Origin of the sequence: Chryseobacterium sp. SC28 (assembly GCF_003932955.1) — a bacterium.
Classification (GTDB): Bacteria; Bacteroidota; Bacteroidia; order Flavobacteriales; family Weeksellaceae; genus Epilithonimonas.
In genome coordinates, this window is sequence record NZ_QOVY01000012.1 from 19541 (window position 1) to 41781 (window position 22241).

20 protein-coding genes and 1 tRNA gene are annotated in these 22241 nt (G+C 40.4%); 7 read left to right on the plus strand and 14 right to left on the minus strand.

Annotated features, from left to right (window positions below; all coding sequences use genetic code 11):
- Positions 1–12: 12 nt before the first annotated feature.
- The 5 genes from kbl to DTW91_RS08270 all read right to left on the minus strand — a co-directional run bounded on the left by kbl (position 13) and on the right by DTW91_RS08270 (position 8144).
- Positions 13–1209 carry a glycine C-acetyltransferase gene (gene kbl, locus DTW91_RS08250; protein WP_125202917.1) on the minus strand — a complete coding sequence of 399 codons (1197 nt, stop codon included), beginning with the start codon at positions 1207–1209 and terminating at the stop codon, positions 13–15.
- A gap of 98 nt (positions 1210–1307) precedes the next feature.
- Complete coding sequence (locus DTW91_RS08255) at positions 1308–3239, minus strand: M1 family aminopeptidase (protein WP_125202918.1); 1932 nt, start codon at positions 3237–3239, stop codon at positions 1308–1310.
- 81 nt (positions 3240–3320) lie between these two features.
- Positions 3321–4769, minus strand: a complete 1449-nt coding sequence (gene dacB / locus DTW91_RS08260; protein WP_125202919.1) for a D-alanyl-D-alanine carboxypeptidase/D-alanyl-D-alanine-endopeptidase — start codon at positions 4767–4769, stop codon at positions 3321–3323.
- Between the two features lie 148 nt (positions 4770–4917).
- Entirely contained in the window at positions 4918–7365 is a 2448-nt protein-coding gene (priA, locus tag DTW91_RS08265; protein ID WP_125202920.1) for a primosomal protein N', read from the minus strand.
- A gap of 83 nt (positions 7366–7448) precedes the next feature.
- Positions 7449–8144, minus strand: coding sequence for an ABC transporter ATP-binding protein (locus DTW91_RS08270; protein ID WP_125202921.1), 696 nt, complete (start codon positions 8142–8144; stop codon positions 7449–7451).
- A 220-nt stretch (positions 8145–8364) separates the two neighbouring features.
- Between DTW91_RS08270 and ruvX the strand changes: the two genes are divergently transcribed.
- From ruvX to DTW91_RS08290, 4 genes are all read left to right on the plus strand, one after another.
- On the plus strand, positions 8365–8778 hold the full coding sequence (ruvX, locus tag DTW91_RS08275; protein ID WP_125202922.1) for a Holliday junction resolvase RuvX: 414 nt from the start codon (positions 8365–8367) through the stop codon (positions 8776–8778).
- Positions 8775–9347, plus strand: a complete 573-nt coding sequence (def, locus tag DTW91_RS08280) for a peptide deformylase (protein WP_125202923.1) — start codon at positions 8775–8777, stop codon at positions 9345–9347. Before ruvX ends, def begins: the two co-directional genes overlap by 4 nt.
- 90 nt (positions 9348–9437) lie before the next feature.
- Complete coding sequence (locus tag DTW91_RS08285; RefSeq protein ID WP_125202924.1) at positions 9438–10001, plus strand: DUF5606 domain-containing protein; 564 nt, start codon at positions 9438–9440, stop codon at positions 9999–10001.
- Between the two features lie 68 nt (positions 10002–10069).
- Positions 10070–10804, plus strand: a complete 735-nt coding sequence (locus DTW91_RS08290; RefSeq protein ID WP_125202925.1) for an ABC transporter substrate-binding protein — start codon at positions 10070–10072, stop codon at positions 10802–10804.
- A 47-nt stretch (positions 10805–10851) separates the two neighbouring features.
- Here DTW91_RS08290 and DTW91_RS08295 read toward each other — a convergent pair whose 3' ends face one another.
- Together DTW91_RS08295 and DTW91_RS08300 are read right to left on the minus strand one after the other, a co-directional pair.
- Positions 10852–11301: a GAF domain-containing protein gene (locus tag DTW91_RS08295; RefSeq protein WP_125202926.1), complete on the minus strand. Its 450-nt coding sequence runs from the start codon at positions 11299–11301 to the stop codon at positions 10852–10854.
- Between the two features lie 5 nt (positions 11302–11306).
- On the minus strand, positions 11307–12731 hold the full coding sequence (locus DTW91_RS08300) for a TonB-dependent receptor (RefSeq protein ID WP_125202969.1): 1425 nt from the start codon (positions 12729–12731) through the stop codon (positions 11307–11309).
- 55 nt (positions 12732–12786) lie between these two features.
- On the opposite strand from DTW91_RS08300, the gene DTW91_RS08305 reads away from it, so the two are divergent.
- Both DTW91_RS08305 and DTW91_RS08310 read left to right on the plus strand, forming a co-directional pair.
- Positions 12787–13554 carry an MBL fold metallo-hydrolase gene (locus tag DTW91_RS08305; RefSeq protein ID WP_125202927.1) on the plus strand — a complete coding sequence of 256 codons (768 nt, stop codon included), beginning with the start codon at positions 12787–12789 and terminating at the stop codon, positions 13552–13554.
- A 112-nt stretch (positions 13555–13666) separates the two neighbouring features.
- A tRNA-Leu gene (locus DTW91_RS08310) sits at positions 13667–13748 on the plus strand.
- A 104-nt stretch (positions 13749–13852) separates the two neighbouring features.
- Here the strand turns inward: DTW91_RS08310 and typA are convergent.
- The 7 genes from typA to DTW91_RS08340 form a co-directional block, all read right to left on the minus strand.
- Positions 13853–15658, minus strand: a complete 1806-nt coding sequence (gene typA / locus DTW91_RS08315) for a translational GTPase TypA (protein ID WP_125202928.1) — start codon at positions 15656–15658, stop codon at positions 13853–13855.
- A gap of 123 nt (positions 15659–15781) precedes the next feature.
- A complete protein-coding gene (locus tag DTW91_RS08320) occupies positions 15782–16963 on the minus strand; it encodes a class I SAM-dependent methyltransferase (protein ID WP_125202929.1) in 1182 nt (393 codons plus the stop codon).
- 1 nt (position 16964) lies between these two features.
- A complete protein-coding gene (locus DTW91_RS12855; RefSeq protein WP_148096886.1) occupies positions 16965–17087 on the minus strand; it encodes a DUF1801 domain-containing protein in 123 nt (40 codons plus the stop codon).
- A 12-nt stretch (positions 17088–17099) separates the two neighbouring features.
- Complete coding sequence (locus tag DTW91_RS08325; RefSeq protein ID WP_125202930.1) at positions 17100–18512, minus strand: MFS transporter; 1413 nt, start codon at positions 18510–18512, stop codon at positions 17100–17102.
- A 48-nt stretch (positions 18513–18560) separates the two neighbouring features.
- On the minus strand, positions 18561–19652 hold the full coding sequence (locus DTW91_RS08330; protein WP_228412687.1) for an agmatine/peptidylarginine deiminase: 1092 nt from the start codon (positions 19650–19652) through the stop codon (positions 18561–18563).
- Between the two features lie 3 nt (positions 19653–19655).
- Positions 19656–20639, minus strand: a complete 984-nt coding sequence (locus DTW91_RS08335) for a YhcG family protein (RefSeq protein WP_228412688.1) — start codon at positions 20637–20639, stop codon at positions 19656–19658.
- A gap of 24 nt (positions 20640–20663) precedes the next feature.
- Entirely contained in the window at positions 20664–21539 is an 876-nt protein-coding gene (locus DTW91_RS08340) for a carbon-nitrogen hydrolase (RefSeq protein ID WP_125202932.1), read from the minus strand.
- Between the two features lie 174 nt (positions 21540–21713).
- Between DTW91_RS08340 and DTW91_RS08345 the strand changes: the two genes are divergently transcribed.
- Entirely contained in the window at positions 21714–22127 is a 414-nt protein-coding gene (locus DTW91_RS08345; protein ID WP_125202933.1) for an acyl-CoA thioesterase, read from the plus strand.
- Positions 22128–22241 lie beyond the last annotated feature (114 nt).

Here is a 22241-nt window from a genome sequence, read left to right on the forward strand (position 1 = left end):
CTGCGGCGTGTTTTAGGAAATAACGGCTAATTTCTTTCCTATCTTTTCGAACGCGGCAATCGCTTGATCTAAGTTTTCCTTAGAATGGGCTGCAGAAAGTTGAACTCTGATTCTGGCCTTGTCCTTCGGAACCACAGGATAGAAGAATCCGATCACGTAGATGCCTTCGGACAGAAGCTCGTCTGCCATTTTCTGCGCCAACTTTGCATCATACAACATTACCGGAACGATGGCCGCATCGCCATCGGGAACGTCGAAGCCTTTGGCCTTCATTTCTTTCCGGAAATATTCTGCGTTCTCCATTACTTTGTCTCTCAACGAAGTATCTTCGGTAATCATATCCAAAACTTTGGAAGCGGCACCCACAATTCCCGGGGCTAAGGAATTTGAAAATAAATAAGGACGCGAACGCTGTCTCAGCATATCGATAATTTCTTTTTTTCCGGAAGTGAAGCCGCCTAAAGCGCCACCCAAAGCTTTGCCCAAAGTCGAAGTAATGATATCGACTCTGCCCATCACATCATTGGCCTCGTGCGTGCCACGTCCGGTTTTTCCGATGAAACCGGTGGCGTGAGAATCATCCACCATTACCAAAGCATCATATTTTTCTGCCAAATCACAAATACCTTGGAGGTTGGCCACGATGCCGTCCATAGAGAAAACGCCGTCTGTCACGATGATTTTGAAACGGTGATTTTTTTCGGAAGCTGCCATCAATTGTGCTTCCAAATCTTCCATATTATTATTTTTATAACGGTATCTTGCAGATTTGCACAATCTTACACCGTCGATAATCGAGGCGTGATTCAGTTCATCGGAAATGATGGCATCTTCTTCGGAAAATAAAGGTTCGAAAACGCCGCCATTCGCGTCGAAGCACGCAGCGTACAAAATCGTATCTTCCATTCCTAAAAAGTTGGAGATTTTGGCTTCCAATTCTTTGTGAATATCCTGAGTGCCACAAATAAAACGAACCGAGGACATCCCATAACCACGCGCATCGATGGCATCTTTGGAAGCTTTCATCACTTCCGGATTATTGGATAAGCCGAGGTAATTATTGGCGCAAAAGTTCAATAATCGCTTTCCGCCTACTTCTATTTCTGCACCCTGGGGAGAAGTTATGATTCTTTCTTTTTTGTAAAGACCGTCATTTTCTATATTGCTCAGTTCATTTTGGAGGTTTTCCAGGAATTTTTGTGATATCATTTTTACTTGATTTTCTGTTTTAACAAAAGTAAAAAAAGCACTTCAAATGAGTGCTTTTTTGTGATGTTTTAACGTTTTGTAGATTCTTTTGCTTTCCGCTATTCTTTTATAATCTTGAAGGACTGATTATTACATTTCAAAACATAAGTTCCTTTCACCAAAGTTGAAATATTGATTTCGGCATCTTTGTCGGCTGTTCCTCTTTTGATTAATTTTCCTTCAACAGAATAGATCGCATAATCTGCCGATCTCTCCAAACCTGCAATTTTGATAAACGATTTTGCCGGATTTGGATACACATTGACTTTCTCGGTGTCCAAATCACTGACGGCCAAGTTATTATCTTTGGTAACTGTAGATCCTTTTGTAATGATTTGGTTTTCGTAATTGAATGTCACATTTGTCACATCGAAATCCACATCCTGCGTAAAATATTGGTTGTTGGAAGTATGATTCAGTACCAAGTAGGCTGTCTGCCCGCTCGATCCTTTAACTCGTATTGGAAGCGGCATCTCGAAGAAACTCACCGCGGCGCTGCTTCTGCTTTGAGACACGCGAAAAGTCAGTTTTTTCGATGTGGGATTCTGCGTCCATCTGATTTGGTACGTTGGATAACCTTCTCCATAAATCCAGTCGTTGAAAAACTCTGTAAAATCCTTGCCGGTATAAGAATTCAGGAAATTTCGGAAATCAGTTGTTTTTACATAATTATATTCGAATGCGGGGTTGCTTTGGTACGCTTTCAGCGCAGCATAAAACTGCTCATCTCCCAGAATCCATTTTATCATCCTGAGAACGTAACCACCTTTGCTATAAGACAATCTGCCATCAAAAATCCTATAAAAATTAAGGTCACTGTCCGGAATATAGACGCTTCCGCCGGGAGCGCTGGTAATATAATTCATCTCGCTCACCAGATAGCTTTGGAACTGGGAAGCGCTCATCAATAATTTCTCATTGATGACATGTTCGCCCATTGTGGCAAAACCCTCATTGAGCCAAATATCGTTCCACGAACCACACGTCAGTTTGTCCCCGAACCATTGGTGCGCCAGCTCGTGAGCGATCAAATCCCGACTGAAATTAACGAGCGAAGTCATCGTGGCATGTTCCATGCCGCCTCCCCAATTGAATTGCATGTGACCATATTTTTCGTTTCGGTAAGGATACAAGCCAAAACTATCTTCAAAAGTTTGCATACAGCTGGTGGTCCAGTTTAGATTGGACTGCGTCGTCGAATTAGCGTAGGAAGGATAGACATAATTGATAAAAGGAAAAGAACTTCCTGCTGTTGTAATGGTAGAATTCAGTTTTGTATAATTTGAGATCCCCAATGCAAAGAGATAGGCTGGGATTGGATAATTGGTTTGCCAATAGGTCAGCTTTTTCCCGTTGCTAAGAATTGTCTCCGACATCAGCTTACCATTGGAACCCACGGTGTACTGCGCCGGCGTGGTCACTTTGATGTCCATTTTCTCGATTTTGTCGTTCAGACTCTGCTTGGTTGGCCACCATTCTTTGGCGCCAAAAGGTTCCGACAAAGTGGCCAAAACGGGATCGCCCGACGAAGTGTAACTGGCAGAAAAAGCATCTTCGGTCGCATCTGGAACGCCACTGTAAGTAATTGACAAAGAATCTGTTGCTTGAGCATTAAGGACTGCCGGAAAATTGATCTTGATCTCGTCTGTGCTGAGCTGTTGAAATGTAAGATTTTGCCCGTGATATTTCACAGAAGAAACGGAGAGATTATTGGCTAAATCAAAGTAAATATTGCTTGAATTTGCTAACATTTTGAAATGAGAAGTCATGGTTCCTGAGACGAATTGCTGCGTTGGATTGAGATCCAGGTCTAGCCGAACGTACTGTAAATCATAATTGAGCGTATTTGGATTGACATTCACATCCAATGCCGATCTGGCGGCAGCGCGCCTTTCGGAGTCTATCAATGCTTTTCTGTCAATGTTGTTAGATTGTCCGAAAAAAGAAGTGACGGATAGATAAAAAACCATTAAAGTGTAGAAACGTTTCATTTTTTGAAAAAATTTTAGGCCCAAATCTACAAAAAAACCCACAATATTTATAGTTTCGTTTATTTTAAAATAATCGTTTTTTTAAAGATCCAACGTCGGATCCAGAAGTTGCTCCATTCTCTGTTTCACTTGTGCGGTAGATCCAGCATAATTATTGATCAACAAAGAAAAAGCAAGTGTTTTGTTGCTTCTCGTTTTGATATATCCGGCGAGGCATTTTACCTGATTCAGGGTTCCCGTTTTTGCAAAAATCTGCCCGTTTGAATTGACCAGAAACATACGTTTCAATGTGCCGGTTTGCCCGGCGATTGGCAAAGAATTGAGGTATTCTTGATAGTATGGCAATTTTGTAATGGCGCCCAGAAACTTCACTTGCGAAATTGGTGTTACGGTATGCGCTTTAGAAAGTCCGCTTCCATCCATGTAATTAAGACCGGTCATATCGAAATTCGTGGCTTTCAAATGCTCGGTAACCACCTTTCTTCCAGATTCTGCCGTTTGATCGCCCAACTTCATAAAACCGTTAGCTTTTAGGAGTGCTTCCGCATAATTGTTATCGCTTCGCTGATTGGTGTAAGCCACGATCTCTGCCAAACTTGGCGATTTATAAGTACTAATAATTTCGCGTGGCTCGGGGTTGCCATCCACGATTTTGGGAACTACTTTTCCCACAGTGATTTTATTTTTAATCAAGCTTTCCCTCAACTTATTTGCTAAAAAAGCCGGCGGTTCCGCCACTTTAGTGGTTACCCACCCGCCTTCGTATTGGTCTGCATAAACCAATTTGTTGGCATAGGGCGATACGTAAAAATATCTTTTTTCCTGATTGAAGGGATTGTTGGATTGGCTGATGATCAGTTTCTCATTTCTCGGATTGATATCCTTCGTAGTTCCGGCGGGGAGAAAATAATTGGCTTGCTCCAGCCATACGATATTCTCGGGAAGTTCCGTTTTATTTTCTTTGAAAATGGCCGTTTGGATGATGATATCCCCTGTGATTTTTTTAATACCTTTCTCTTTGATGGATTCCAAATATTGCGTCACAATTTGTCCGTAACTGGCTGCTCCGCCACGGCTTCCGCCTAAAGTGGGATCGCCGCTTCCCACGATGTAAAGATTGCCCGTCAGCACGCCGTCAGGATCTATGCTTCCAGAGTATTCCAGTTGCGTGTTCCACCTGAATTGCGTTCCTAACAAAGAAAAAGCCGTCTCGGTGGTCAACAATTTGGTGGTTGAAGCCGGAATCAGTGGTGTAGTTTCGTTGTAAGAAGTGATGATCTTGTCTGCTTTTATGTCATAAACTACAAAACCCCAATTCGCATTTCTGAGAACGGGGTCCGTAAACATTTTATTGATATTGAATTCGATCTGATCTTTCGGAGAGAGCAACGCTTTCTCGGCCGTAATGTCTTTTACTAAGCTTTGTTGCTCGGCAATCTGAGGCAAAGCGGCGGCTGCGGTACCTTGTGAGAAGAGCAGTGAGGAAAAACAAAAAGCTAAAACCGAACAATAATTTTTAAACTGATTCATTCTCAAAAAAAATATATTTTTAGTGATTATTTTTACTGAAGATTTCTAATAGCATCCATCTCCTCTCAAAACAGCGTAAAATTAGAGAATATTGCGCTAAGAATTACGGCTTCCCGTAATAAAAGAATCAAAATTTTGTTAATTTCCGTTAAAAATCAACCAGAAAATCTCGCTTGATCGATTTGTATGCCGTGATCTCATCAAATTCTTCCAAAGATTTCATTAATAATTCTTTGTAAATGATGTAATTTCTGTTTTTGGGAAATTTAAGTAAAATCTGGTACTGATACAGATTGTTGATCCTTGCAATCGGAGATTTCTCCGGCCCGAGAATGCACTCTTCCGGGATATATTTTCGAAGAACCGATCCAAAAAATTGAGCAGCTCTGTTCAATTTGTCTTCTTTTCTGTGTTTTAGCTCAATCATTATTAATTTCACAAATGGCGGATAAAGAAATTTCTTTCGTTCCTCTAAAAAATAACGATAAATTTCCTTAACATTCTGATTTTTAATTAATTCGAAAACAGAGTGCGACGGATTGTAGGTCTGAATCAGTACTTTCCCATCGCCGGAAACCCGCCCGGCTCTTCCTGCGATTTGTGTTATTAATTGGTAAGCCCTTTCCTCTGCCCGAAAATCTTGCACATACAGCAACGAATCAGCTTTGGGAATCACCGCCAACTCGATATTATCGAAATCCAAACCTTTGGAAATCATCTGTGTTCCCACGAGAATATCAGTTTCGCCGTTTTCCAGCTTTTCGTAAAGTTTTTCGTAAGCAAATTTCTTTCGCATGGCATCCACATCCATCCGATCTACAACGGCTTCCGGAAACAAATTTTTTAGTTCCTCCTCGATCTGTTCTACGCCTATTCCTCTCGTATTCAGATTGTTACCGTGGCAGCTGGGGCAGAAAGCCGGCTTCGCAGCTCGGTGGCCGCAATAATGGCATTTCAGCTCGTTAGCCGCTTTGTGATAAGTCATCACGACATCGCAATTGCTGCAATAAGACACGTGGCCGCAAGTTTCACATTCGATCACATTGGCGTAGCCACGGCGGTTGTGAAGAACGATGGTTTGCTTTTTATTTTCCAGTTCAATCTTAATTTCGTCGATGATTCTTTGACTGAAATTCCCAATCATTTTCTTCTGATTTTGCGCCTCTTTGATGTCGATAATTTCAAACGTGGGAAGATCCACTTTTCCGAAACGTTCGATGAGCTGGACATAGCGGATCTTATCTTTCATCGCCAGATCGTAGCTTTCCAAAGAAGGCGTTGCCGAGCCGAGAATCAGTTTCGAATGATAAAATTCTGCCAGCATCATCGCCGCATCTTTCGCATTGAAAAAGAAGTTGGAATCTCGGGATTTGTAAGCCGAATCGTGCTCCTCGTCCACAATTATTAATCCCAAATTTTCGAATGGAAGGAACAAAGAATTCCTGGTTCCGATAAGGATTTGTAGTTCATTTTTCTTGATTTTTCGCCAGACTTCTACCCTTTCAAAATCCGTTAATTTTTGGTGATAAAAACCGAGTTTTTTGCCGTATTTTTTTTCTAATCGAATGGTGATTTGTTTTGTCAAGGCAATTTCCGGCAGAAGTAAAAGTACATTCTTTCCCGAATTCACGCAGTCTTCGATTTTTTCAAGATAAATGTGGGTTTTCCCGGAAGCCGTCGCGCCGTGAAGCAAAACGTTTTTGTTTTCTCCAAAAGCTTCATTGATTTCCGAAAACGCAACTTGCTGACTTGCAGATAATGGTTCAATATCTTCAATTTCGCCTTCGTAAGAATCTATTCTGTCTTTTTCGAGATAATATTCTGAAACCCAGCCCTTTTCTATTAACGATTTCAGTTGTTGATTTACAAAATTACCCTCATCAAAGACCAAAGATTTCCGGATTGGCGTTCTCGGTTCACCCATTTGTTTGGATAAAATATTCAGGAATAAATCTTTTTGCTTTTTGGCTTTATCCAATTTAAGAAGAATCGTGGCCAAGTTCTCCGAAACCAAAGCTTCGTCATTCACTTTCAGATAAGCGATCTCTTTGGCTTTGTATTTTTCGCTGATTTTTTCATCCACGGAAATGTATCGTTCATCAATCAGGGCATTGATGGTTTTGATGATTTCTTTTTTTGGAATGAAGGCTTCGATTTCTTGCAAATTCAACATTTGCCGCACTTCCAAAGCTTGCAAAAGATACGTTTCATTTGCATCCAGATTTTGCCAATCGATTGTTCTTTCTGATAATAAACGGACGTAAGTTTCGCTTTCCAATTTTAATGAAGATGGAAACGCAAATCGGTAGATTTCGCCGAGATTGCAGAGGTAATAGGAACTCATCCAATTCCAAAATTCCAATTGTTGTTTTGGAACAATTGGTTGATTGTCAAGCAAATTGATAATTTCTTTCGGAACAAAATTGTCTTCAAATTCATCGAATAATTCGGCAACAATTCCCGTGTAGATTTTCTTTCCGCGAAACGGAATCAGCACACGCATTCCGACCTCGATTTTATCCAAAAAGTCTTCCGGAACTTTGTACGTGAAAGTTCCTTTGAGATTGAGTGGAAGGATGATTTGGGCGAAGTTCAATTTTAGTTGATTGTTGTCGGTTGATTGTTGTTGGCAATTGGTTTCGAATTGATTCTATCAACTATCAACCAAAAACTGAAAACTTAAATAGTATAACTCCGGAACGCTTCTTCCAAACTTCCGAATTTCCCTTTAAACTCAGAAATTGGTGAATCCTGGATGATATTTCCTTGATGAATCAAAATCACGCGCGAGCAAAGCGCTTCCACTTCCTGCATAATGTGCGTGGAGAGAATCACGGTTTTTTCTTTCCCGATTTCTTTGATGACGTTTCGGATTTCGACAATTTGATTGGGGTCGAGGCCGTTAGTTGGTTCGTCGAGGATTAATAAATCTGGTTCGTGGAGAATCGCCTGAGCGAGTCCGACACGTTGTTTGTAACCTTTGGAAAGTTGTGAGATTTGCTTTGATTTTTCTGGCGTTATTCCGACCAATTCTATCACTTCCTCTACTCTTTCTTTTTTGATGTTGTGAAGGTTTGCGACGAATTGCAGATATTCTTTCACATACATCTCGTTGTAAAGCGGATTGTTCTCTGGCAGGAAACCGATTTTCTTTTTAGCTTCGATTTCGTTTTCTGTAATATTTTTACCATCAAACAAAATTTCGCCTTCGTCGATTTTCAGGACGCCGGTGATGGATTTCATCAAGGTGGATTTTCCGGCGCCGTTTGGGCCCAGAAGTCCGATGATTTCGTTATTTGAAATGCTTATATGGATATCGTTGAGCGCTATTTGCTCTCCGAATTTTTTGGTGAGTCCCGAAATTTTTAAAGACATCTATTATGTTTATAAATGATGAGTGGTAAATAATCATTGATTTACAAAATTATGAAAAATTACTTTGTTTATCTGAACGCAAAGCGCGTAAAGATTTTTTTAAATTTTTGAAAAAATTTTAGGTTCTCGAAGACGTTAAATAATGTCCAAACCCACATTTCCTTTTATAAAAAGCTTATGCATTTTCATAAGCTGAAAATTTTTGTAAATTTGCACATTTATGGGACAAATCCTGGCAATCGACTACGGAAAAGCAAGAACGGGAATTGCCGCGACAGACGATTTGCAAATCATCGCAAGCGGACTGCCGACGGTGGAAACGCCAAAGCTGATGGATTTTCTGAAAAAATATTTTTCCGAAAACCAAGTTGATGAGATTGTCATCGGACTTCCCACAGATTTAAAGGGAAATTTATCCGAAATAGAGACTGAAATTCAAAAATTCATTTCCAAATTCGAAAACGAATTTCCCGGCAAGAAAATAAGCCGATTCGATGAGCGTTTCACTTCCAAAATGGCTTCTTTTTTCATAAGCCAAAGCGGAAAAAGCAAGAAACAGAGACAGGAAAAAGGATTGATCGACAAAGTGAGTGCAACGATTATTTTGCAGAATTTTTTAGAACAAAAAATATGATTTTACCAATAAGAGCTTTTGGCGACCCTCTTTTGAGAAAAAAAGCCGTGGATATAGACCCCGATTATCCGGAACTAAAAACGCTGATAGACAATATGTTCGAGACTATGAACGCAGCCAACGGCATTGGATTGGCAGCACCGCAAGTTGGGTTGGGCATTCGGCTGTTTGTCATAGATATTTCGCCGCTTGCCGAGGATGAGGATTATAAGGATATTGCCGACGAAGTGAGGGTTTTCAAAAAAGTTTTCATTAATGCCAAAATTCTTGAGGAATCCGGAGAAGAATGGAAATTCAATGAAGGCTGCCTCAGCATCCCGGAAGTCCGAGAAGATGTGAAACGAAAATCGACCATCAAAATAGAATATTACGATGAAAACTTCGAGAAGCATACCGACACGTTTCAGGACATCCGAGCCAGAGTGATCCAGCACGAATATGACCACACCGAAGGGATTCTCTTTACAGACCGCCTAAGTCCATTGAAGAAAAAAATCGTCAAAGGAAAACTCCAAAAAATCGCGCACGGCGAGGTTGGCGTGACTTACAAAATGAGGTTTGCGAAGTAGAAAAAAAATGTAAAATTTATTTCATACAAAGGACTTTGTACATAGGATAGCCGACAATTATAAAAAATAGATTAAAGAAAACATACAAAAATGCAGTTAGAAAAAATTATTTCAATCTCCGGAAAACCGGGTCTTTTCAAATTGATTTCTCAGCTCAAGAATGGCTTTATCGTGGAAGATATCACGACCAAAAAGAAAACAAGCATCTCCAACTCCAGCCAAGTAAGCCTTCTGGACAATATTGCGATGTTCACTTTTGACAAAGAAGTTCCCTTGTTCGAGGTTTTTGAAAATATTGCAAAAAACTACGACTACCAACCTACCATCAGCCACAAATCTACCGCTCAGGAATTAAGAGATTTTATGTCAGAATCGCTTCCAAACTACGACGTAGAAAGGGTTTACGAATCCGATATCAAGAAGCTGGCGCAATGGTACAACCTTCTGCACAAAGCGGGCTACATCACGCCGGAAAGTTTCGCAAAAACTGAAGAACCTTCAGAAACTTTAGCTGAAGAAAAAACGGAGGAAACGGCCGAGAAAAAACCTGAAGCTAAAAAAACGCCTGCTAAGAAAACAGCCTCAAAATCCGAAGAAGCCACTGAAAAAAAACCGGCAGCGAAAAAAACTGCAGCGAAGAAAACAGTGGAGTAATTTGTTAAAGGTTAATTAGAAATTGGAAATTCTCTCTCAGAAATGTTTATTTTTGAGAGAGTTTTTTTATGAAAGTCATTTCACTTGTACCTTCGATCACGGAAACCTTGTTTGATCTTGGTTTGACTTCTGATGAAATCATCGGAAGGACAAAATTCTGCATTCATCCAACAGAATTAATAAATGATGTTGAGATTATTGGCGGAACGAAAAATCTAAATATTGAGAAAATTAGATCTTTAAAACCCGACCTCATCATTGCGAACAAAGAAGAAAACGTGAAAGAACAGGTTGAGGAATTGATGAAAGATTTCAAAGTTTTGGTAACGAATGTGGAGACTTTGGAAGACAATTACTATTTAATCAAAAAACTCGGACACCTTTTCGGGAAAGAAGAAAAGGCGCAGTTTTTCAATCTGAAAACTTATGAAGTTTTTGACATTCCAAAACCTGAAAATAAATTTAAAGTGGCGTATCTGATTTGGAAAGATCCTTATATGACGGTTGGCGGCGATACTTTTATTTCTAAAATTTTGGAAGAATTAGGATTTGAAAATCAATTTAAAAACAAGAAACGTTATCCTGAAATTCAGTTGGACGATTTGAAAGAAGCGGATTTCATTTTCCTATCGTCAGAGCCTTTTCCTTTCAAGGAAAAACATATTGCGGAAATCCAGAATATTTGTGTTGATCAAAAAATTATGATTGTGGATGGCGAGGCTTTTTCCTGGTATGGATCGCATTTGGCGAAGTGTGGAGAATATTATCGTCAACTTTTGGACGAAATCTTTACCGCAAAGTAAAATGATAAACAAAAATGATTTACCCTATTTTGATGTCGATTTAAAATCTACAAAACCTTTGCAACCTCCTCGCAAAGCCAGTTCAACATTTCCTCATCTTCTTTTGTGAAAGGATCTATGAAATGACTGTCAATATCGATTTGACCAATATTCTCTCCGTTCTTGAAAATAGGAACCACGATCTCCGCTTTTGTATCGATGGAACAAGAAAGATAATTATCCTGAGCGTGAACATCCGGAACTACGAAAGTCTCTCCAGAAACCGCTACCTGACCGCAAATCCCTTTGCCAAACGGAATAATCACGTGATCGGTCACCGCGCCAACATACGGTCCTAAGACCAACTCATCCTTGTCGCCATTTTTGAAGTAAAATCCCGTCCAATTGTAATAAGAGATTTCCTTATCCAAAAGTTGACAAACTTTCAGAAGTTTCGCATTCGTATCGTGATCCGGACTTTCCAAAATGAAAGAAAGTCGTTTTTTAAGTGCTACCATCGTTTCTAATTTAAACCCTCGAAGGTTAATTCTTTGTAGCCAAACATGCCGCGGTCTTTTATCATTTCTGCAACGCCATTAGGCAACTCGTCTTCCCATCCCAAATCGTGGGCCATAATTTTTTTCAGTATCTCTCTCGAGTAGATTTCGAGAAATTTTGGGTTGTAATTTTCGATATCTACGATTCTCTTGTTGAGTTTGAAATATTTGTACAATTCTTTCAGATTGTCGTGAACTTTCAGATTTTCCGAGGTCAGCAATTCGCCGGTCTCAGGATCTTTGTACGGATAGAGATAAACGCGCATATCTTTTTTGAAGAATTTACCGAAAGCCTCCAAAATGCCGCCCGAAAGATTTTTGTAATATTCCTCGTCGAAGACGTCCAGAAGATTGTTGACACCCATCGCCACTCCGATATGCTGATTGGTGAATGTCGAGAAATAATCTACCATTCGGTAATATTCGGAAAAATTGGAGATCATCACCGTGTAGCCCAAAGTTCCGAGAATATCGACCCGGTCGAGAAAATCCCTTTCATCAATATCACCAGCCGCTCTCAAGTTCGAAATCGTAATTTCAAAGAGAATCTGAGTATTTTCGCTGTCGCAAGCATTGTCTTGATTGAACATTTCCAGACCTTGCTCGAACATATCAATGTTGACACGCGTCACGGGGCGGAAACTTCCTCTTACGGCAAAAATGTTTTTCTTGTAAAGAATATCCGCCGGCAGCATATTATTGCCTTGCGAATTGAAGATCACGGCATCGGTCATTCCCAATTTTACCAGTTGGAGGCTCATCAAACGATTGTCCACATATTGGAAGGCCGGACCACTGAAATCTATCATGTCGATCTCCAAACGGTCCAAAGAAAGGTCATCATAAAGCGATTCTACAAGAACTCTGGGATTATCGATGTAGAAATAAGCACCATAAATCAGGTTGACACCCAAGCTTCCCAGCGTTTCCTGCTGCAAGGTGGGATTGGTTTCTTTGAATTTGACGTGAATGACGATTTCGTTATAGTCTTCGTTTTCAGCATTCTGATATCTGATGCCCACCCAGCCATGGCCTTTGGATGTCTTATCAAAATTGATGGTGGTTACCGTATTGGCATAAGTGAAGAACTTTTTTCCGGGATTTTTTTCCCTCGGGATTCTTTCTTCTATAAGAGCCATTTCGTAGCGCAACATTTTGCGGAGACGGTTCTGCGTCACGTATCGGTTTTTGGCTTCGGTTCCGTAGATGGCATCACTGAAGTCCTTATCGTAGGCCGACATCGCTTTTGCAATCGTCTGAGATGCGCCCCCGGCTCTAAAAAAGTGTCTTACAGTTTCTTGGCCCGCTCCTATCTCGGCAAACGTTCCGTAGATGGAGGTGTCTAGATTGACGGCTAATGCTTTTTGCTTGGGAGTAAGTTTGGTCGTTATCACGAAGAATTTAGATTTATTTTGTAAATTTACCAAAATAACAGCAAAAATAAAAATGCTTTTAAAATTTTTAGGAACCGGGACTTCGCAAGGCATTCCTGTTATCGGCAGCCATCATCCGGTCTGCCTTTCCAACAATCCTAAAGACAAACGTTTGCGCACTTCCGCCCTGGTAACTTCCGACTCCGGAAAAAAGATTTTGATAGATTGCGGGCCCGATTTTCGCCAACAAATGTTAGTGAATCGTGAGGAGCAGATTGATGCCGTTCTCGTGACACACGAACACAACGATCATATTATCGGGCTGGATGATCTTCGGCCGTTGATATTCAAAAATAAAAAGTCAATGCCCATCTACTGCAATTCTCGCGTTGCTAAAGAAATCACAGGTCGCTTCCCTTATGCTTTTATTGAACAGAAATATCCGGGAGCACCGAGTTTTGACCTTATAGAAATTGAACGCGATTTTACCTTATTCGATGAAGTGAAGGTACAGCCAATCGACGTAATACACGCTGAAATTAATATCTTTGGGTTTAAATTTAAGAATCTGGCGTACATTACCGATGCGAGTAACATCAGCGATGGTGAAAAAGAAAAACTCAAGAGTTTGGACTTCCTGATCGTCAACTGTCTCAGAAAAACCACGCCACATCATTCCCATTTCATCCTGCCGCAAGTCTTGGATTTGGTAGATGAGTTGAAGCCCAAAAAAACCTACCTCATCCACATCAGTCACGACCTGGGTTTCCACGACGAAGTAGAAATGGAGCTTCCGCAAAATATTCATCCGGCTTATGATGGCCTAGAAATAGAATTTTGAAAAAAATAGGCTTCTGATTTGCAATTCTTTCGCGAGTAAAATTCAAAAAAAATTAAAATCATTTTTATCTGCTCGAAAATAATATTATATTTGCAGACCAATTTGAAACGATGCCCAGTTGGCGGAATTGGTAGACGCGCTAGACTCAAACTCTAGTATCGAAAGATGTGCCGGTTCGATTCCGGCACTGGGTACAAAAAACCGGAAAAGCAGATTTCAAATCGCTAATCCGGTTTTTTTTATGTTAATTTTATGAAGAAAATTTAACGGCAAAAGCCGTTGTTTCATAATATCGCCGTTAAGCTTTCGCACCTCTTTCCACTCTTTTTCTTTCTTCTTCCGAAAGGATTTTCTTTCTCATACGGATGAAGTTTGGCGTCACCTCGATGGCTTCGTCGGCTTGGATATATTCCATACATTCTTCCAGAGAAAATAAGATTTTGGGCGCCACGCCGGTGTCTTTATCCTTTCCCGAGGCGCGCATATTGTTCAGCTGTTTTGCTTCCACAATATTCACCACCAGATCTCCCGGCTTATTTTGCTCGCCAACGATCATTCCCGCATAGATCTCCTCGCCCGGATCTACGAAAAACTTACCTCTATCTTGCAATTTAGAAATCGAATATTCTGTCGCCGGCCCTTGTGTTTTGCTGATCAATACGCCATTTCCTCTTCCGGGGATGGCACCTTTAAACGGTTTATATTCTGTAAAACGGTGCGCCATAATGGCCTCACCAGCCGTAGCCGTCAACATCTGAGAACGTAAGCCAATCAAACCTCTGGATGGGATTTCGAACTCCAGATGCTGCATCTCGCCTTTGGTTTCCATAATGTAAAGATCGCCTTTTCTCTGCGTCACCAAGTCGATCACGCGGGAAGCATATTCTTCCGGCACGTCCACAACCAAAGATTCGTATGGCTCACATTTTTCTCCGTCGATTTCTCTCAAGATTACTTGTGGCTGGCCGATGGTCATTTCGTAGCCTTCTCTTCTCATCGTTTCTATCAAAACGGACAAGTGCAGAATTCCTCTACCAAAAACCAAGAATGTGTTGGCATCGTCGGTTTGTTCCACCCGCAATGCCAGATTTTTCTCTAATTCTTTAGTCAATCTTTCTTTCAAGTGATTAGAGGTTACATATTTTCCATCTTTCCCGAAGAATGGCGAGTTGTTGATAGAGAAGGTCATATTGAGCGTCGGTTCATCGATAGATGTTCTCGGCAACGGTTCCGGATTTTCCAGATCTACGAAAGAATCTCCAATCTGAAACGCTTCGAAACCTACGACAGCGCAAATATCACCGGCTTTTACTTCGGACACTTTTTTCTTTCCGAGACCTTCAAAAACGTAAAGCTCTTTCACTTTGCCCTTCAAAATTTTTCCGTCGGACTGCGCCAAGCCAATCCATTGTGATTCTTTGATCTCTCCACGGATGACTTTTCCGATTGCAATTCTCCCTAAGAATGAAGAATAATCAAGCGAGACAATCTGCATTTGCAAATTTCCTTCCTCTACTTTCGGTTCGGGAACGTATTTCAAAATCCCGTCCAATAATGGGAAAATATTGTCTGTTGGTTCCAAAGAGGTGTTGAACCAGCCTTGCTTAGACGATCCATAGAAGGTTGGAAAATCTAATTGTTCTTCAGTGGCATCGAGGTTGAAGAAAAGATCAAAAACCTGATCGTGAACTTCTTCCGGGCGGCAGTTGGGCTTATCGACTTTGTTGATAACCACCAAGGGTCTCAATCCCAATTCCAAAGCTTTCTGAAGTACGAATCTGGTCTGTGGCATCGGGCCTTCGAAGGCATCTACCAGCAAAACCACACCGTCTGCCATTTTCAAAACACGTTCTACTTCTCCACCAAAATCCGCGTGACCCGGCGTATCGATGACGTTGATTTTAACATCTTTGTAGGTAACCGATATATTTTTTGACAAAATCGTAATACCTCGTTCTCTTTCGAGATCGTTGTTATCCATTATCAAATCGCCACTTTCCTGATTGTCTCGGAAGAGGTGTGTGGCGTGGATAATTTTGTCCACCAAAGTGGTTTTTCCGTGGTCAACGTGTGCGATAATCGCTATATTTCTAATATTTTGCATATCTATTTTTTACGCGTGCAAATGTAGTGAAATTTTGCGGTATGAGAAACGTCATTTAATTATTTTTAAAAATAAAGGGAAATAATTAACATCTTTTTAAAATTGTGTTAATCAACGACTTACTCAAGTGCTTCGCAGAATCTCTTTTCCATTGATGCTTTGCGTAAAAATCAAATATTGGTTTCCGCCGTCGTTCAGTTTGTATTTTTTCTTGATTTCGTCGGGTTTCAGCGGATAATTTTTGGAAATGATATTGTACTTCTCGCCTTTTTTCAAATCCTTTGCTTGTATTTTTTCGATTGATAAAACCCTTCCCGGAAAATCTTCAATTTTTTGCTCAGATGTATAAAAATGTGTGTTTCGATGCAATTTTTTCAATCCGAATTGTTGCGAAATGATATTAAAAGCGCCTGCTTTCAGGATGGAGTTATTGGGAATGTAAAGGAAATCCGAACTTCCCGAGTATTCTGATTTTGCATCTTTTTCGTCATTATGACTAAAAGAAAATTCGGCTTCATTGGATTCCAAATTCACACAAGTTATTTTGGTATGGTGCTTATTATTAATTTCTTGATTATCAACAACTAAGATTAATTCTTTCACCTCATTTCTGATCGCGATTATTTGGATTTCGGTAATGTTTTTCAAGGCGCCCAGCAGATAGGAAATATCAACCAATGGCGACAATTTGACCATAATCTTTGCTGCAATAGAACCGATTCTTTCCCAGATTTCAAAAAGATTGGGGGAAAGATCTTCGAGTAGAAATTTCTTTTTATTATTCACATCCCGCCGAGCCGGATCGAGATAAGCGACATCAAAACTAATTTTGCCTTCCAACTGAGACTGCAACTGACTTTCAAGAAATTCTTCGAGGTTTTGATTGATGAAGCTTGCTTTTCTGTTCAAAATTTTCCAGTTATGCGCTACGATTTGGATCAGTTCGGGATTTTGCTCCACGAGTGTTACATTTTCAAAATTCTGAGACAAAAAATAAGCGTCAATGCCGAAGCCACAAGTCAAATCGAGGAAAGATTGTCCTTTCACGCTTTTAGCTTTGTACGCCGCAGTCGATTGCGAAGAAGCTTGTTCCAGATTGAGATTTGGCGGAAAAACAATCTGATCTTTTAGCAGAAATGGGAACTTTCTCTGAGCCGTTTTTTTCCCTTTAATTTGCTGAACGATTTCCTGAATGGAAACGTCTGGAAATGGAGATTTTTTCAGTAATAATTGATGGAGATCGGTGCTTAAATTTTCATTAATAAATCTCTGGACTTCCGGTAAAAGCAAATTTGAAAATCCCATTTTAACCGTATATATTTTTGATTTTGGTAATGCTGGAATGGATCAATTTTCTTAGAATATCAAAATTAATATCTTCATTTTTTTTGATGTAGATGCAGGCTTTGGCCATTTTGAATTTTCCCAATTCTTGTAGTTTTTAAGCCGATTTCATATTTTCGCCGTCTCGGAAATCGAGTCTTCGGAAAACAAGTCCCGACAAAATAGTCAGAAAACCCATAATCAGAAATGTATAGCGGAAAGCATTGTGAACCTCATTTTTAATTAAAGCAGTGTCGCCTTCGAATAATTTCAGAACAATCAAGCCGAACGAAATCCCGAAGCCGACTGCAAACTGCTGATTGACGGCTACAAAGGAGTTTCCGCTGCTGTTTTGATATGGTCGCAAATCGGCGATGGAAATCGTATTCATAGACGTAAACTGAATCGAATTAAAAAACCCGAGAAGCAACAACACGGGAACAAACCAATAGATGGAAGTGTGGACGCCAGGAATTGCTAAACAACAGATTACCAAACCGATTACGAAAGTATTGAACATCAACGTTTTTCGGTAACCAAATCTTTTTAAAATAGAAATGACGGCAGATTTACCAAACATAGACGTAAGAGCCATCGGCGCCACAATCCAACCCGATGTGAGCGCAGATTGCCCGTAAGCAATCTGAATCATCAGCGGAACCAGAAGCGGAATGGAACTGATGCCCAGCCGGGTCACAAGATTTCCCAATATCCCAACCCGGAACGTGCGTACGTGAAAAAGGTTGAGCGGAAAAATAGGATTGTTGTCGGTTTTGGCGTGTTGGTAATAGAAATACAGCATCAAAAAACCCAATACGAAAACCAAGAGCACCGGCGTAATATTCTGTGCATTCCCCAGCAATTCCAAAGAAACCGACAGCAGCAAAGAGGCCATCGCAAAGATGAGAAATCCCTTCAAATCGAAATCGATAACGGGCGATTTGTAATTGGGCATATATTTTAAACTCAAAATAATCCCTAAAATCCCGATCGGAATATTGATGAGAAAAATCCAGTGCCACGTCAAATAATCGACAATATAACCCCCGACCACAGGCCCCAGCACCGGACCAATGAGAGCGGGAATCGTGGCAAAATTGAGCGCTTTCAACAATTCATTTTTATTAAATGTTTTGATGAGGGCCAATTTTCCCACCGGCGTCATCAGACTTCCGCCCACACCTTGCACCACTCTGGAAATCACCAACTGCGTCAAATCCTGCGACAATGCACAAAATAACGATCCCAGCGAGAATATCGCCAGTGCAATGATAAAAATTTTCTTCGTCCCGAATTTATCTGCCAAAAATCCGCTGACCGGCATAAAAAGAGCCAGCGTCAAGACGTAGCTGATGATCGCATTCTGCATATCCAGTGGCGACTCGTGCAAATCTCGGGCAATGGATGGCAACGATGTGTTTAGAATCGTAGAATCCAGCATCTGCATAAAGATTGCAGTGGCTAAGATGGATGGGAGATATTTTTTGAAAGACTCCGTATTTATGCCGTTTGTGGTTCTTGTTTCGCTCATTCTGTAGATTAATCTCTTATAAAAATCAGATTTTTTGGTAAATCGACTTCAAGCCAATGGCTCTTGCTGGCTGAGGCAATGGAAGCTGCCCAATCCCCAGATAATATCGGTAGAATCTATGCCCACCACTTCCCGATCTGGAAAACATTTCTGAATAATTTTGAGGGCAATCTCATCCTTTTTGCAATTGTAAATGGGGACAATCACAGATTTGTTGGCGATGTAGAAATTAGCATAAGATGCCGGCAATCTTTGTCCGTCGCAATAAACAGGATCTGGCATCGGAAGTTCAATAATATTTAGAGGTCTTCCGTCCAAAAGTTTCATTTCTTTTAGCTGGCGGAGATTATTTTGAAGAATTTCATAATTATCATCATCTTTATTATCTTCGATAACTGCCAGAACTGTGTCCACATTTACGAAACGAGCCGTATCGTCCACGTGTCCGTCGGTATCGTCGCCCGCGATGCCGTCATCTATCCAAAGGACTTGTTTTTGTCCGTAATATTTTTTTAGATATTCCTCAATTTCTTCTTGTGAAAGATACGGATTTCTGTTCTCGTTGAGCAGGCAAGATTTGGAAGTCAAGACCGTTCCGGCGCCGTTGAACTCTACGGAACCACCTTCCATAATGATTCCTGGATACAGAACAGGAAGTCCTTTTTCTTCAGCTATTTTGGTCGGAATCGCATCGTCTAATTCAAATGGCGGATATTTTCCTCCCCAAGCATTGAAACCCCAATCAATAATGATTTTCTTGGGTTCTTCTCCTTTTTTATTGATTAAGAAAGCTGGGCCGTGGTCTCTGCACCAGGCGTCGTTGGTTTCGTGGAAATAGAACTCGACCTTGGAAATATCTGCGCCGGCCTTGGCGATATGTTCCATTGCGAAGGCTTGCATTTCCTGATCTTTTACATTGATGCAGACAAATTCTCCTTTGGTCAACTCTGCGATAAATTTGGCGTAAGCAGGATAAATCCGATCGATTTTTCCCGGCCATGATTCTTCTTTATGAGGCCACGAGAGCCAGGTTGCCTCGTGTTCTTCCCATTCGGCTGGGAAAGTGTAGTCCGCGAGATTTATATTTTCAGGGATGTGATTATTGTTCATTTTGAATATTTCCAAAGTTTTTGAGTTCATTTTCTATATCTTCAATGCTTGGAAGAACACTTGGAGATGATCCGGAAGCTTTTCCACCAATTGGATTTCGCTGATGCCGATTGGTTTATGGATGTCCCTCAAAGCAAATTCGGCCTCGATATTATTTTTGTCTTTGCAAAGTGAAATTCCAATGCTTGGGTTTTCGGACTCTTCCTTTATCAAACTATCGACGGCTGACGAATAAAAATTCAGTTTTCCCGTGTATTCGGGTTTGAATTTTGTATTTTTCAGTTCTATTACGACATAGCATTTGAGTTTGATATGGTAAAAAAGCAAATCCAGATAATAACCCTGATTGGCAACCACGAGATGATATTGATTTCCCACAAAAGAAACGCCTTTTCCTAATTCTAGAAGAAATCTGGTAATGTGATGCGTTAGTTGTTTTTCGATGTCCTTTTCGTGGAATTCCTGATCTATGGTCAAAAAATCAAAGATATAAGGATCTTTCAATGTTTGATTAGCCAGATCCGAAAGTGGTTTGGGTAAAGTGTTTTCAAAGTTGTTGATGGATTTTCCTTGTCTTTCCTTCAGATTGCTTTTGATTTGCAAATCCAGAACGTCTCGGCTCCAGTTATTTTCGATGCATCTTTCTGCATACCAAAATCTTATTTTTTGGTCTTTTATTTTCTCAATTAGCAAAATATTATGACCCCACGGTAATTTTGCCACAAGCTGTGGCAAAATTGCTTCGTTTGGATATTCACGATAAAAAGCCAGCATTCTACCAAGGTTTCTTTCAGAATAACCTTTTGCATTTGGAAATTCATTTTTCAGATCTTTAGCCAATTGCGGAATCACGCCGGAGGACCAGCCTTTCTCACTTTGTTTTTGAGCAATAGAATTGCCAATTTGCCAATACAAAAAAATCATTTCTGAGTTCACAGACAAGGCAGCCTTTAGCTGGGCGCTCAGTATTCTTTGTTTTATGTCTGCAAAAAGGTTTTGGTAAATATCAAGTTCCATTAGTAGGCATCGAAAAAGTATGGGTTAATCTTCATCTATAAATCGTTTAGTAATCGGCAAATAACTATCAATCCTTCTGTCTCTCAAAAATGGCCAGTGTTTTCTCATATAATCGGTTTGAGCCAGATCTACTTCTGTCACTGCCACTTCTTCCTGATCGTGAGAAGCCAGATATAATAATTTTCCCTGAGCATTGGTCACGAAACTGCCACCCCAAAATTTCATGGCGCCATCCTGCTCGAAGCCTACTCTATTGACAGAAACTACGGGAAGCCCATTTGCAACCGAATGAGATCGCTGAATGGTCTGCCAGGCGTTGTATTGATCCTGATTGGTTTCGTCGTCCTGAGTGGTGTCCCAACCAATGGCTGTGGGATAAAACAAAATATCTGCACCCATCAAAGCAGTAATTCTGGATGCTTCGGGATACCACTGATCCCAGCAAATCAAAACACCAACTTTACCGAATTTTGTAGGGAAAACTTTATAACCCAAATCGCCCGGCGTGAAGTAGAATTTTTCATAAAATGCAGGATCATCGGGAATGTGCATTTTGCGGTACTTGCCAAGATAAGCTCCGTCTGCATCGATGACGGCGGTAGTGTTGTGATAAAGGCCCTGCGCTCTTTTCTCGAATAATGAAGCGATGATGACGACGCCCAATTCTTTTGCAACTCCAGACAACGCATCTGTTGAAGGTCCCGGAATTGGTTCTGCCAAATCGAAATTGTTGTAATCCTCTACATCGCAGAAATATAAAGAAGCGAAAAGCTCCTGCAGACATACGATCTGTGCTCCTTTTGCGGCGGCTTCCTTTATTTTTTCGATGGCTTTGTTCAGGTTTTGCTGCTTGTCTGCGGTGCAAGACATCTGAACAGTTCCTATTTTTACTTTAGACATTTTCTGAAAATTTTTACAAAAATACTAAGATTATAGGGAATCAAAATGCTGCCGGAAAAATCGGTGCGATATTATGCAAAAGTAATTTAGTAATAAGCATTTTCTATTTTCTTAAGCTCAAAATCCTGAGGGAATATTTACCTTTGTATTCTATTAAAACCTCAAATAACGACGATGAATTACCACACCAGAAAATGGATCAAACCGGAAGACCTCAATCCCAACCATTCGCTTTTCGGAGGAAGGCTGTTGCAATGGATTGACGAGGAAGCTGCGCTTTATGCGATTATTCAGTTAGAAAATTCCAGAACGGTTACCAAATATATTTCGGAAATTAACTTTGTAAGTTCTGCTAAGCAGGGCGATATCATAGAGATCGGAATCGAGGCGGTTGAGTTTGGAAGAACATCTCTCACATTACGCTGCGAAGTCCGGAACAAAATGACGCACCAAAAAATTATCACGATTGAAAGATTGGTTTTCGTCGCATTAGATGAAGACGGAAATCCCAAACCACACGGCAAAACCAAAATCGAATATGTGGAAGACCGGCTCTACATCAAAAATACTTCGGCTGATAACGAATAGAATACATCCCAAAAAAAATCAGCTATACATTTTTGAAGAGATTTAATATTAGAAAGTAGCATCATTCTAATTCTAAATTATAATAGTCCCGAGTTGTTCCGATTATTTTATTTA

Coding starts and splice junctions, on each gene's coding strand:
- kbl (WP_125202917.1), bottom strand. CDS start 1,209: ATGATATCACAAAAATTCCTGGAAAACCTCCAAAATGAACTGAGCAAT.
- DTW91_RS08255 (WP_125202918.1), bottom strand. CDS start 3,239: ATGAAACGTTTCTACACTTTAATGGTTTTTTATCTATCCGTCACTTCT.
- dacB (WP_125202919.1), bottom strand. CDS start 4,769: ATGAATCAGTTTAAAAATTATTGTTCGGTTTTAGCTTTTTGTTTTTCC.
- DTW91_RS08270 (WP_125202921.1), bottom strand. CDS start 8,144: ATGTCTTTAAAAATTTCGGGACTCACCAAAAAATTCGGAGAGCAAATA.
- ruvX (WP_125202922.1), top strand. CDS start 8,365: ATGGGACAAATCCTGGCAATCGACTACGGAAAAGCAAGAACGGGAATT.
- def (WP_125202923.1), top strand. CDS start 8,775: ATGATTTTACCAATAAGAGCTTTTGGCGACCCTCTTTTGAGAAAAAAA.
- DTW91_RS08285 (WP_125202924.1), top strand. CDS start 9,438: ATGCAGTTAGAAAAAATTATTTCAATCTCCGGAAAACCGGGTCTTTTC.
- DTW91_RS08290 (WP_125202925.1), top strand. CDS start 10,070: ATGAAAGTCATTTCACTTGTACCTTCGATCACGGAAACCTTGTTTGAT.
- DTW91_RS08295 (WP_125202926.1), bottom strand. CDS start 11,301: ATGGTAGCACTTAAAAAACGACTTTCTTTCATTTTGGAAAGTCCGGAT.
- DTW91_RS08305 (WP_125202927.1), top strand. CDS start 12,787: ATGCTTTTAAAATTTTTAGGAACCGGGACTTCGCAAGGCATTCCTGTT.
- typA (WP_125202928.1), bottom strand. CDS start 15,658: ATGCAAAATATTAGAAATATAGCGATTATCGCACACGTTGACCACGGA.
- DTW91_RS08320 (WP_125202929.1), bottom strand. CDS start 16,963: ATGGGATTTTCAAATTTGCTTTTACCGGAAGTCCAGAGATTTATTAAT.
- DTW91_RS08325 (WP_125202930.1), bottom strand. CDS start 18,512: ATGAGCGAAACAAGAACCACAAACGGCATAAATACGGAGTCTTTCAAA.
- DTW91_RS08330 (WP_228412687.1), bottom strand. CDS start 19,652: ATGAACTCAAAAACTTTGGAAATATTCAAAATGAACAATAATCACATC.
- DTW91_RS08335 (WP_228412688.1), bottom strand. CDS start 20,639: ATGGAACTTGATATTTACCAAAACCTTTTTGCAGACATAAAACAAAGA.
- DTW91_RS08340 (WP_125202932.1), bottom strand. CDS start 21,539: ATGTCTAAAGTAAAAATAGGAACTGTTCAGATGTCTTGCACCGCAGAC.
- DTW91_RS08345 (WP_125202933.1), top strand. CDS start 21,714: ATGAATTACCACACCAGAAAATGGATCAAACCGGAAGACCTCAATCCC.